The organism is Bacteroidota bacterium (assembly GCA_021300195.1).
GTDB lineage: Bacteria > Bacteroidota > Bacteroidia > J057 > JAJTIE01 > JAJTIE01.
The window spans coordinates 48,493-61,389 of record JAJTIE010000025.1 but is presented as its reverse complement, the minus strand read 5'-3'; the positions used below and the strand labels follow the sequence as shown (position 1 = coordinate 61,389).

Below are 12,897 nucleotides of genomic sequence, written 5' to 3'. Positions count from 1 at the left end.
GCTGGTAGCGTGGGCTACTTTTCCCGCTCCTGCATCAGCTTTTCCAGGGCAAATAGCTCGTCGCGGTACTTGGCGGCGCTCAGAAAGTCCATTTGCCGGGCTGCTTGCTCCATCTGCTTGCGCGTGTCGGCTATGCTGCGGCGCAGCTGGTCGGCACTCATGTAGGCCACTATAGGGTCTGCCACCTGGGCCAGCTCAGTCTCTTCCATCCTGTAGCCAAAGGTGCGCGCCCCTACGGCCATCTGCTCTTGTATCTCTTGGGTGCTCTTGCTCACGGTGGTGGGGGTTATACCGTGGGCAGTGTTGTAGGCCATCTGCTTTTCTCGCCTGCGTTCGGTTTCGTCTATCAGCATCTGCATGCTGCCGGTTATCTTCTCGGCATACAGGATAACGCGTCCCCTGGCATTTCGGGCGGCCCTGCCAGCTATCTGGATGAAGCTACGCTCGGAGCGGAGGAAGCCCTCCTTATCGGCATCCAGTATGGCTACCAGGCTCACCTCTGGCAGGTCTAGCCCCTCGCGCAGCAGGTTTATTCCGATTAGCACGTCAAACTTGCCTAGCCGCAGGTCTCGCAGGATCTCTACTCGCTCCAGGGCATCAATGTCGCTGTGTATGTAGCGGGCCTTGATGCCGAGGTCGATGAGGTAGCGGCTCAGCTCCTCGCTCATTTTTTTGGTTAGGGTGGTTACCAGCACGCGCTCGCCCTTTTTCACGGTTCGGTCTATCTCCTCCAGCAGGTCATCCACCTGGTTAATAAGGGGGCGTACTTCTACCGGTGGATCCAGCAGGCCCGTGGGCCGCACAATCTGCTCTACTACCGCGCCGCCAGTTCTTTCCAGCTCGTAGTCGCCCGGGGTGGCACTCACGTATACCACCTGGTTCATCAGCCCTTCAAATTCATCGAACTTCAGGGGGCGGTTATCCAGTGCGCTGGGCAGGCGGAAGCCGTTCTCTACCAGCACCAGCTTACGGCTTCGGTCTCCGCCGTACATGCCGCGCACCTGGCCTACGGTTACATGGCTCTCGTCTATCACCAGTAGGTAGTCGTCCGGAAAGTAGTCGATCAGGCAGAATGGCCGCTCGCCCTGCGCCCGGCCGGTTATGTGGCGGCTATAGTTTTCTATACCCCGGGTAAAGCCCAGTTCGCGCAGCATCTCCAGGTCATGCTCGGTGCGCTCTTTCAGGCGTTTGGCCTCCTGGTACTGGCTTCCCCGCTCAAAATATCCCACCTGCTCCACCAGCTCATCCTGTATGCGGCGTATGGCCTGGTTTAGTATCTCGGGCCGGGTGGCAAACAGGCTGGCTGGGTACATGGTGTACTCCGGTAGGTCGGCTATCGTCTTTCCGGTAGTGGGGTCAAACTGCTGTAGGGTTTCGATTTCGTCTCCGAAGAAGATGACCCGAATGGCGGTGTCTGAGTAGGCCGGAAAGACCTCTACCGTATCGCCCCGCACCCGGAAACGCCCCTGGCGAAACTCGGTTTCGCTGCGGCTGTACAGCACGCTTACTAGCCTGTGCAGCAGGGCGTTTCGGCTCATTGCAGCACCCTGCTCTATCCGGAATACATTCTCTTTGTAGTCGCTGGGATTGCCGATGCCGTAGATGCAGCTGACAGAGGCTACGATGAGCGTGTCGTTCCGGCCCTCCAGTAGGGCGGTGGTGGCACGTAGTCGCAGTTTTTCTATCTCCTCGTTGATGCTCATATCCTTTTCGATATACGTATCGCTACTGGGGATATAGGCCTCGGGCTGGTAATAGTCGTAGTAGGAGATGAAGAACTCTACCCGGTTGTTCGGGAAAAACTGGCGAAACTCACTGTATAGCTGTGCGGCCAGGGTTTTGTTGTGGCACAGCACCAGGGTGGGTTTGTTCCACTGGGCTATTACGTTGGCCATGGTAAAGGTCTTCCCACTGCCGGTAACCCCCAGCAGCACCTGGTGTGCCTCATGCTGGGCCAGGCCCTCCAGCAGCTGGCGTATGGCTTCGGGCTGGTCTCCGGCGGGCTGGTAGTTACTATACAGCTCAAAGTTGGGCATAGCGCCCTAAAGATACGGTGCTTTGCGCCGCTACGCCAGGTTTAGCCTTGCAAACTGTGTGCGCCGCCAGGTACTTGGCGGCATTGACCATAGAAAGCCAGGGTGGCCTCCAGCGCCTGCTGGCTGTGGGGTGGTAGCTGGGCCTCTGTCCAGGGGTGTGCGCCGCCCAATGTGTGATTGGCCCCTGCTATCTCCAGGCTTTGCATCCGGTAGTTGAAGATGCGCAGGCTGCGGGCTTCGTCTAGCTGAACGGTGGTGTCTTCGGTGCCATGTATCTGCAGGTAGGGCATCTGCAGGCTTTGGGCTACCTTGGCCAGCTGGTAGTGCTTGATGTGGCGGTGGTAGTCTTCTAGCAGGTCTGGGTACAGGGGCAGCAGTTGGCCTGTTCGGCTATTGGGCACGTGCAGCACGCCCGCTTTCTGCCATTCTTCCAGCTCGGCCCGGCTGAAGCGAAGCAGGGTGCCCACGCCGGCCCAGGTGCATACACCCTTCAGGTTGGGGTCGGCAGCTGCAGCCAGCAGGCTGATGCCGCCACCCCGGCTATGCCCCAGCAGAAACAGGGCTTCGGTATCCACCACATCGGCTAGCTGGCTGCGTGCGTGGGCTACCACGGTCTGCAGGTCATCCAGTTCCTTACTATAGGTATTGTGGCCAAATGCCTCCAGGTCCACAATCTCTGTGGGGTGCTGTGGGGTGGTACCATTTTGCGAGAAGTTGAAACTTAAAAATGCATAGCCCTTCTCTGAAAATGCCTGACCCAGTAGGGGCCAGTGCCCCCAGTCCTTAAACCCCTTGAAGCCATGACTAAAAATAACCAGGGGGGTATGCTGGTGGTGTTTGGGTAGAAACAGACTTGTGGCTATGGGGCCATGTTTGCCCTGTATAATCCCGGTTTTTGGGTTCATGTCCTGTAGTACGTGAATAGGATCCTATACCGTTACGATTTACCTCTTTTTACTAAAAAAAATGGCACATAGCTACAAAAATTCATTTGCCAAGATGTGAGAAAATGGGTTTCCGGCTCTTTCGCACCAGGTTGAAAGACGACTCGCGCATCGAAAATAACAGTTCAGCCTATATTCTGCCCATTTGGGACATGGGCTGTAGTTAACTACTGGTACACAGTGTAAATTTATGACGTCCTGTGTGTATGGTGGCTTGCCAGTGCACGCAGGTATGGCAATGTTAATTTCCAGGTTATGAAATCGAAACGTCTTTGGCTCTTCTTCGCACTTCTTGTTCTTTTTACCAGTAGCCATGCCCAAAAGGTGTGGTATTTTGGCCAGAACGCTGGCATTTCGTTTGCCGATCTGGCCAATCCGGCTCCTGCAGGGGGCAGCCAAATGAACACGCTGGAGGGCTGTGCTGCGGCCTATGATGCCGAGGGCAATTTGCTTTTCTACTCCGACGGGGATCGTGCCTGGAACCGCGATAACCAGCCCATAGCGGGTGCTGTGGAGCTGGGCGGGCATGGCTCTTCCACGCAGTCGGCCGTGGTGGTGCGGCAGCCGCTGAGCTGCAACCGCTACTACCTGTTCACCGCCGAGGTGGGCCTGTATCAGCCCGGCACCCTGGGCCGCCTGTACTATGCTGTTTTCGAGCAGAATATGACTACCGGTGCCGTAAGCATGGTGGTGCCCCGCACGCAGATAACGGATGGGTGCGAGGAAAAACTGACCGCCATCCCGCACGCCAATGGCGAGGATGTGTGGATACTTGGCCACCGCCGGAATAGCAACGTATTTGTACGCTACCTGCTCACCAAGACTGGCCTGGGCCCACAGGGCACACAGGCCATAGGCAGCATAAGCAGCCGGGGCGATGTAGTAACCGCTGCCGAGGCGGGCGTGCTGCGCAGCAACTTTCAGTATACCCGTGTGGTGAACTGCCTCTTTGGCGACGGAGTCATCAATATCTTCGATTTCAACAACACGACAGGCCTGCTAGCTACCCCCCGGAACATCGTGCTGACGGGCCAAACCCCTTACGGAGCCGTGTTTTCGCCCAATGGACAGTACCTGTACACCACTACCGAAAGCCCCCTGCCCATCCGGCAGTATGACCTGACTGCTACCAACCTGCTGGCATCCCAGCGGGAGTTTGGCGAGCCCGGTACAGCCCTGAATAAATATGGTGACCTGCAGCTGGGGCCCGACGGGCGCATCTATGTGGCCCAGTCGGGCGGCACCGTACACCGCATCAATACCCCCGATGCACGTGTGGGCACCCCGGCCTTCCAGTTTCAGCGGAATGCCATTGTGCTGCCCGCAGGTACCGAGAGTGTGCAGGGCCTACCCAACTTTTTCCCGGGCTATCAGAAGTATGTATTTGATATTCCCGCGTTTCTGCCGCTATGCCCCGACCTGAAACGCACCCTGATAGGACCCACGGGTACCGACCTTACCTACAGCTGGCGGGCGGGTAGCAACACGCTGGCCAACCAGGTAGCCACCACCAAGGACTATACCGCTACCGGAAAAGGTAAGTTCTACCTGGAAGTGCGAAATCCATGTGGCCTGCTAGGCCTGGATTCTATCGAGCTGAAGGACCCCGAGCCCTTTACGCCCCCTAGCCTGGGCGAAACAAGCCGCCTGTGCCTGGATGAAAAGCGGATACTATCTGGCCCCGAAAGCCCCGACTATGCCTACCGCTGGTACAGGGACGGAGAATTTACTGGCATAACCACACGCGAGCTGGAGGTGAAAAACCAGGGAGGTCTCTATCGCCTGGAGGTAACCAATGGCTGCGGTGCCACGGTGTCTGGCCAGGTGGTCGTCGAGTTTGCGAATGAGAAGCGGATTGGTGATTTTGCCATCACGCCCGATCCGCCGGGTGGCACGCTCTGCGAGCTAACGGCTAAGGACCTGATAGGTCCCGACGTGTCTTATCAGTACGAGTGGCGCAAGGACCCTGACCCGACGATAATAGGCACTGAGCGAAGGCTGGAGGTGGATGAACCCGGCACCTACTCGCTCACCCTGCGCAATGGCTGTAATGCCAAGCGGGTTCCCTTTGTCTTGGTACCCCCGACCCCTGTGCCAGCAGTGCTGCTGCTGGGCGATCCGCGCAGCCTGTGCCAGGGTCAAACCGTCCGGATTTTTTCCCCCTACTGGAATGTGCCTGGCCCGCCGGCCCATACCTGGCGCCGGGATGGCACGATTTTTTCGTCTAACCCCGGCTTTATAGATGTAAACCAGCCCGGAACCTACCAGCTGGAAGTAAACAATGGCTGTGGCTCTACGGGTAGCGGCAGCGTAACCGTAACCCTACTGCCCCAACCTGTGCCCGTGCTAGCTATACCAGATGTGCTGCTGTGCGCAGAAAACACGGCCGATGTAGCTACGCTGACTGCGCCCGCAGCAGCTGGGGCTCTCTACAGCTGGATCCGCGTGGGTAACCCCGCACCACTGTCTACCAGCCAGGTATTCACCACCAACAGGTGGGGCAACTACCAGCTGACCCTTACCAATGCCTGCGGCGTGTTCACCCAGGTGATCCGGGTATTTGGCCCTAGCCCCATACCGGAGTTTGACCTTGGGCCGGATGACATCCTGTGTGCGGATGCCAAGCGAATCATTGGAGATAACATGATAGACCCAACGAAGAGTGTGCCAGTGGGTGCTGGCTTCCAGTACGAGTGGACCAACAAGCTGACCGGCGAGCGGCTGGCCGACACACGCACCTATCTGGCAGGCCCGGGCGAGTACCGCATCGTGGTACGAAACGGCTGCGGCCTACAGCGCGAGGACGACATCAAGCTGACCGAGAACACCATCCCGGGCTTTGACCTGGGGGTAGACGTACCCCTGTGCGGCACAGACAGCTACACCATCAGCGGGCCCACCGGCGCCGGCTACATCTACACCTGGAAGCTGAATGGAGCCTCGGTAGGGGCACTACGCACCGTAACGGTAGACAAGCCCGGCCGCTACTCGCTCACCGTAAGCAATGGCTGCGCCGCCCCGGTAGAGAACACGGTGGAGTACCTGCCCGCCACCCCCCCACCGTTTAGCCTGGGGCCGGATGACGTGATCTGCGTAGGCGAATCCTACCAACTGGTAGGACCGGAGGGCCAGGATGCCTATGCCGCCGCGTACAAGTACCGCTGGTACCGCGAGGGCGACCTGGTGAGCGAAGACCGCATCCTTACCACCAACCAGCCGGGTAACTACCAGCTACGCATCAACCGCGTGTGCAACGAATACACCGCCGACGAGAAGGTGCTAAGCTACCCACAGGCCGTGCCTGCGCTGGAGATGCCCACCAGTGGCTTCATTTGCCCTGGTTCGCCCAAGCAGATCGGCCTGGCATACCCGCTGCCCGAGCAGGTAGGCAACCCCTATGGCTATGCGTGGAAGAACGAGGATGGGGAGACCGTGGGCACCACCTATACCCTGACGGTGCAAGAGGCCGGCCTGTATACCCTGACAGTGGCCGACAAGTGCGGCAACACCCGCGAGGAACGGGTGCAGCTGACTGAGCCCAAGCCCTTCCAGATTTCGCCCAGCTACTGGGGCAACGTCTTCACGCCCAATAACGACGGCATGAACGATGAGTATCCCTCCAATGCGGTAGATATCTCGCAGTATAGGATGAAGGTATTCGACCGCTGGGGTACCCTGGTGCACGAGGGGAGCACGCCCTGGCGTGGGCTAAGCAACGGTGCCGATGTGCCCGAGGGTGCCTATCTGGTACTGATTGAGTACATAGACTGTGAGGGGAACAAGCGGGAGTACTTCCGTACCCTTACCATTGTGCGATAGGGGCTTTCGGAAACGGATTATCACCCCCATCATTGCTTGATGAGGCGTTGGCTGTGCGCCTCATCGGGCGTTATCAGGTGCAAGATATACACCCCGCTTTCCAGCTGGCTTGTGTCTATCGTCAGGCTATGGTTGCTAGCTGGCATCGCTGCCTGCCGTAGGGGCTGAATAGCCAGTACGCCCTGTGCATTGTAGATTCTAACTGTTACGGGTGCCGCCTGTGTAAGCCCGTAGCGGAGTGTAAGCTGCTGGCTGAATGGGTTGGGAAACACATTGTCCAGGTAGCTAGACCGGGGTACGGTTATGCTGCGTTCGCCATCCAGGTGCCGGTTGCCCTGCAGGTCCTCGCTATACAGGCGGTAGGTATAGGTGTGGCCGGGTAGCAGCCGGGCCGCATCGTAGTAGTGGTACTGGCTATTGCCCAGATAGGTGCCCCTGCCCACCAGGGTTGCGTCTGCGGTGTAGTGGGCTATGGTTTCAAAGCCATGCCCCACTTCGGCCCGCTGTAGTTCAAATCCTGCATTTCCGTACTCATTCCGGGTGAGCCAGCCCAGCTGGGCGCCCGGGTGTGCATAGCTCGCCTCGAAGCTGATCTCCTCAATGGGTAGCAGGGTCACATTATGGTACACCACGCCAAAGTCGCCATTACCCAGGCTGGAGAAGCTGCTAAGGCTCAGGATTTCGCCGCCTAGCTCATTGCCATTCACAAGGGCCTCGGCTGGGGTACAGCTCGGGTCGTAGTCATCCAGTAAGCCAGCGTGTTTCGCGCTCAGGCCACGTGGGTCCGGTCCGTTGTCCTTCAGGGCACTCATGCCCTCGTAGGTATTGGGTATGCCATCTGCAGCGCCCCACACCAGTTTCACGTTTCCGGATGCCAGGGTGGGAGAGCCCCACAGGCTGGGCCGAACTTGTGCCACATTCCACGACCGGTTCAGCAGGACAGGGCTGGTATTGGACGCCACAGCGGCACAAGTGCTGGGGGGGATAGGCCGGTTCAGGGTATCGATAGCGAGACTGAACTGCTCTACGGCGAAGAGGGCCAGCTCCGGGCCATTGGTAGCCAGTGCTATTTCCAGCTCCATCGGCTTCACGTAGTCCCCGGTTTTGCCTATCGGGAAATCATAGTTAAAGGGTACGTTAGATATATACGTGCGCGCCAGTGGCCCGTCGATATAGCTTACCTCCGAGGCATTTGTCCAGCTGCCAAATAGGCCCAGTATCGCCAGGTTTTCATACTGCTGTTTGCTGATGCCTGGTACGGGGCAGCTGGTGCACTGCGTGTTCAGGTTTCGCTGCCGCAGGTCTAGCACCCCGTTTACCAGCAGGGTAGCCCTGCTCTTCACATCCTGCCCTACGGGAGACAGGTGCTTGTCGATCACCAGGTTGAAGAAAGTCTCGGGTACCCGCACCAGGTTGGCCAGCGAGTCGGCAAAGGTGGTGTAGCCATTGGTGTAGCGTATGGATTGGGCACTGGCTACGGCGGGGTAGCTCACCGTGCTGCCCCCCAGCGCCTCGGTGTGGGCATCCAGGTCTACAAAGGCCACGGTACCAAAGCGCGGCTCAAAATTTCCGTTGTTGTTGGTCCAGTTGCCCGCCAGGTTGATGCGGAAGTTGTCATTAGAGGCATCCAGGACACCCGTACTCTGGATGGTAACGTCATTTTGTACCTGGATGATGGAGTTCAGCTCATAGATACCATTCAGGAAGTTCATAGTGTAGAATGGATAGTCAGCATAGCCCGAGTTGTTAATCACATTGATGCCGGTTCCATCGAAGTTCAGATTCGGATTGTTTCCGTGGTAAAACTCGCCATCCAGGCTGAAACTGCGGCGGAAGGTAAGGGTGGAGGTGCTGTTCTGGATATGGAAGGTGCCCAGGGCATCGCAGGTAAACTGCCCGTTTACCGTAAAGTTGGCATTCACCCGCAGCACAATGGGGTTTACCGTACCGGCAGCCAGCTGGTTGTCGGGTATGATGTATAGGTCTTTGATCGCGACCGGCGCGCTGGCTGTAATGGTATAGGCCGCCAGTGGGCTACAGGCCGTGTGGTCCAGGATCACATCATCCGTGGGCCCGGGCACGGTGTTGTCGCACCAGTTGTTGGCATCGTTCCAGCTGATGCCGTCTCCGCCGCCATCCCAGCGTTTAATGTTGGTAATGACCCAGTCAACATAGGTAATAGCCTGGCCATTGTCATCATCAAAGTCTTCGCCAGCAAATATGCCACTCGGCAGGTTGAAGGTAATAGTGGTGTTTGGCCCAGCACCGCTTACATCCCGCCATACATTTATCGCGCTGCCATGTGCCCGCGCGGGGAAGTTGGCCTGTTGTACGGTTTTTTCTACCGGGTCCCAGCGCTTGGGTATGCGCAGCAGGATGCTGCCCGCTGTGGGGGCACCGTTGGTAAAGGTGGTGTGGCTAAAGCAGGCATTGCCCGAGGCAGGTGTGACGATGGTGGCCAGGCGGCAGTCTATGCCATTGGCATCCATCAGGTCGAATAGGGCTTGCTCTGCGGATATGCTCGCCCCTGCCTCTACCTCCAGCCGGTATCGCCCGTTTATGCCTTGGCGAGATACTTTTGAGGTTTTGGCAGCGGTGCCAATCACATTCAGGCGTCCGCCGGTTCGCACCCGCAGCGAGTTATCGGCCACGGTACCTGCCGTCGGATAGGTATAGGTTCCGTCTCCTGTGGTATTGGCGTTGTCCAGGCCCTCTATTAGCAGCTCGGCGCCACGCGGGCCACTGCCGGGGGTTACATTCAGGGTGCCATCTACCACAAAGTGCTGCACCCGCATCTGGTTTCCATTCAGGTTCAGGGTGTTTCCGGCTGCCAGCCAGGCGTGGTTGTAGGTGGTGCCTATGAAGGCCGGCGCTACGCCCTTGTGCGAGCTCAGGATAGTCAGGTTGTCCTCCAGGGTAAACACACAGCCTGCTACCCCCCCTATGCGGAGGTAGTTAAAGGCCTGGTTATTCGTCTTGAAGCGATAGGTACCTGCCACGGTGTGTTCAAACTGCACGGAGCTGCCCTGCGGCATCAGTTCCCCGTCGTTGATGACAAAGTTGCCCCGGAAGAAGAGCGGGGAGAAGTTCCATATCTGGCGGCCGCCATTCATCGTAAAGTTTCCGTGCACCCGCAGCTGCTGGCCGGTAAAGAGCTCCATGGCACCACTCTGGTGCAGGAAGTTGTTCCGGATAGTCAGGCTATTATTCTGGATGTACACGGTGGAGGAGGGCTTGATGATGGTTACATTCCAAAACTCATCATCTCCCGTGCGTACCTGCTGCGGGCCGGCCCCGTTGAAGTACACCGTGCTATTGGCCCGGTTAAACTGTGCGTTGGCAGAGTGGTTGAAGTAACTGCCCCCTACGTACAGCTCGCTTGCGCCCGTCATCGTTAGCGTGCTGCTGGCATAGTTAAAGAGGTCTCCCTCGAATGAGAGGCGCATGCCGGCATTTACCGTCAATATCTTGTTTGTGGTAGACTGGGTGTAGGTAGTGGTGGCGGGGTAAATGCCCAGGCTATTGTTTAGATACACAGTAGGGATAACCCAGGTGGTGAGGTTATTGTGGATAGAGCCTCGGAGGCTGACCGGTACATTCACCACCGGATTTCGGCGTGCACCCCGCGGGATGATGACGGTGAAGGTGTCGGCCCCCCCTACTCCTGGTATGGGGCTGCCGGGCAGGGTCTTGGTACTCCAGTTATCTATATCATTCCAGTTGTCGCTGGTGGCCGATCGGCCTATCCACACAGCTATTCCACGTCCGGTATGCACCACAAAGTCATTGACGTAGCTCAGCCGGTTGCTGTTGTTTTCGTGGTAGCCCCAGGCTTGGTTGCTGGCGCTAGCGGCATAGGCCGGGTTCAGGTAGGTCTGTACATAGTCCCGGTTACCGGCATCAAAGTATTCGCCGATGATGTCTCCCCCGATCATGCCACTGCCATTCACCAGGGTAATGGTGGTGTTCGGGTTGTTCGAGATGATGTTTGTGGGCGTCACAGTGCCCCGGCACAGGCATTGGTCCGTTGGGTTTACAAAGTCGTCGCAGGTGGCTGCAGGTGGCCGGCCAAAGATGTGCGGGATAGAGGCATCCTGGTTGGAGCCATTGAAGACCACATTCTGCAATATATGGTTGCCGGTTACATTCAGCAGTAGGCCAGTGTAGGCGTTTGCACCGGCGGAGAAGGCACAGTCGGAGAAGTTGGCACCAAGTCCATCGGGGTCGAGCACCGCACCCTGGAATACCTTGAAGCCACCCAGGCTACTGTAGCAGGGGTCGGCCGGATCCTGGCAGTTGCAGGTGCTGCCCAGCAGCCCATTGTTATTGAAGCCCGTGTTTGAGCTGCCCTGGAAGTTGAAGTCTACATAGCGGGCAGATATACGCCCGCCGTTGTATACCGCAGTACGGAAGTAGCGGCCCGGGGTAGCCGCATCTCGGGTTACGATTATCCGCTCAGCCGGGCCGCCTATCATCTTCAGGTGCCCGCCGCTATATACTCGCAGGAATACCCCGTTCGCATTTTGCCCCAGCAGGCGGATCTCGCTATTCTCATTGGCATACAGGGTGCCACTGTTGGTTATATCCAGGGTTTCGTCGTTCCGCTCTCCAAATAGCAGGCGTTTGCCATTCGTTAGCAAAACGCCGCTCCGGATCTCCGAGTTACCGTAGATCCGCATGTTGGTAAGCATGGCTACACGCTTGGCCGGGTTGCTCTTGTCTATCCGTATTCGGGGCATCCAGATGCCTGCGCCCTGGTTGGGCACATTGCCCTCGTCAGTTAGGGTGTACTGGCCTAGCACGGTTTGGTCGCGCGCACCTACGAAGACTAGTAGTGCCCGTTCGCCTGCATGGGTGGCACTATTGATTGTCAGATCGCCTATATAGAATCCGCGGCTGGGGGTGGGGTCGTAGGGGCTGGAGTTGTCGCTCAGGTTCCCTCCCAAGTGTACCCGTATCTCTTCGCTGTTATAGCCATCGGCATCCACAGCGCAGCCTTGGGCAAAGTCTTCGCGGCCACTTAGGTCTAGGCCTCCACCGTTGTTGATGATGATGTTTCCGTTTACTGAGAGCTCGGGTTGGGTTTGGCCATTGTCTGCATCGCACACCCGGTACACCCCCAGGTCGATGGTCAGGTTGTTGTCGATGGTAACGAAGGTGGGGATTCCGCTACACAGCGGTGCATTGAACACGTAGTAGGGGGGTGTTTTGCTGATGGTAATGTCGTAGAAGGTGATGTCTCCCAGAATTTTCGTGTTCTGGGTGCCATACAGGACAACCCGACTACCAGGTTGCGAGATCAGGTTGCCGTTTCCCGAGGCATTGTCCAGGTTGCCCTGTAGCTTCAGCCGGCTATTGGGCTGTAGGGTGATGTTGGTGGCATTCACAAACTGCAGATTGCCCTGTATGTCCAGTTGCATGCCGATTGCCACCTCCAGGTCTACAAAGTCGATCAGCAGGTGGCGGCAAGAGGCCGTGGTAACATTCACAACCGGAGCAGGGGCGCCGGGCCCCAATGGGCCGATGATTCGCACGTCATCGCCCAGGTTCCCATCTGGCACGCCGACGGGAGACCAGTTGTTTGGCTCATCCCAGCTGCTATTGACCGTACCCATCCAGAAGAAGGTGGCCGCTGTGCCGGGTTTTGCCAAGAGTATGGCAAGCAAAGCAACGCAGAATACCCGGCTAGGTAGTAGAAAAGGGCCCATAAACGCTTGTTTTGTTGTGTGAGGGTGTTCTGTGGCGTGTACGCCTCACATTTCGGAAAGTTTGTCCGTTCTCTGCCTACCTAGGCTGCTGCTACCAGGCATTTGTTTTTTATTAAGTAATTAATAATCAATTATTTAAAAAAAAGACACAGATATATTTGTTAGGTCTTTTTTAAAATAAAAATGGGTCATTCCTGTAAAAAAATGATCGTATTGGTTTGGTTATATTGGGCAAAAATGCCTAGGTAAATCTGCAGGTGTACCTATTTTATCTATCCTGGCATTTGTTCGCCAGATGGTGTATAGAATGGAAATCCTTTTATATTGGCCTACCGTATTTACATAAGATTAGTTTTTTCTACTTTTGTTCAACTATTGCAAAAAACCAGG

The 12,897-nt window shown here is 57.1% G+C and carries 4 protein-coding genes; 1 reads left to right on the top strand and 3 read right to left on the bottom strand.

The genetic code is table 11. From position 1 onward, the window contains the following. Positions 1-14: 14 nt before the first annotated feature. Both uvrB and LW884_06525 read right to left on the bottom strand, forming a co-directional pair. Entirely contained in the window at positions 15-2,036 is a 2,022-nt protein-coding gene (gene uvrB, locus LW884_06530) for an excinuclease ABC subunit UvrB (protein MCE3007985.1), read from the bottom strand. Between the two features lie 41 nt (positions 2,037-2,077). Further along, on the bottom strand, positions 2,078-2,941 hold the full coding sequence (locus tag LW884_06525; protein ID MCE3007984.1) for an alpha/beta fold hydrolase: 864 nt from the start codon (positions 2,939-2,941) through the stop codon (positions 2,078-2,080). A 294-nt stretch (positions 2,942-3,235) separates the two neighbouring features. Here LW884_06525 and LW884_06520 point away from each other — a divergent pair, with 294 nt between their 5' ends. Beyond that, complete coding sequence (locus tag LW884_06520) at positions 3,236-6,799, top strand: gliding motility-associated C-terminal domain-containing protein (GenBank protein MCE3007983.1); 3,564 nt, start codon at positions 3,236-3,238, stop codon at positions 6,797-6,799. A gap of 29 nt (positions 6,800-6,828) precedes the next feature. Here LW884_06520 and LW884_06515 read toward each other — a convergent pair whose 3' ends face one another. Next, positions 6,829-12,465, bottom strand: coding sequence for a T9SS type A sorting domain-containing protein (locus tag LW884_06515; GenBank protein MCE3007982.1), 5,637 nt, complete (start codon positions 12,463-12,465; stop codon positions 6,829-6,831). Positions 12,466-12,897: the final 432 nt, after the last annotated feature.

What these genes read in the sequence shown, in the direction of transcription:
- uvrB (MCE3007985.1), bottom strand. Translation starts at nt 2,036, where the DNA reads ATGCCCAACTTTGAGCTGTATAGTAACTACCAGCCCGCCGGAGACCAG.
- LW884_06525 (MCE3007984.1), bottom strand. Translation starts at nt 2,941, where the DNA reads ATGAACCCAAAAACCGGGATTATACAGGGCAAACATGGCCCCATAGCC.
- LW884_06520 (MCE3007983.1), top strand. Translation starts at nt 3,236, where the DNA reads ATGAAATCGAAACGTCTTTGGCTCTTCTTCGCACTTCTTGTTCTTTTT.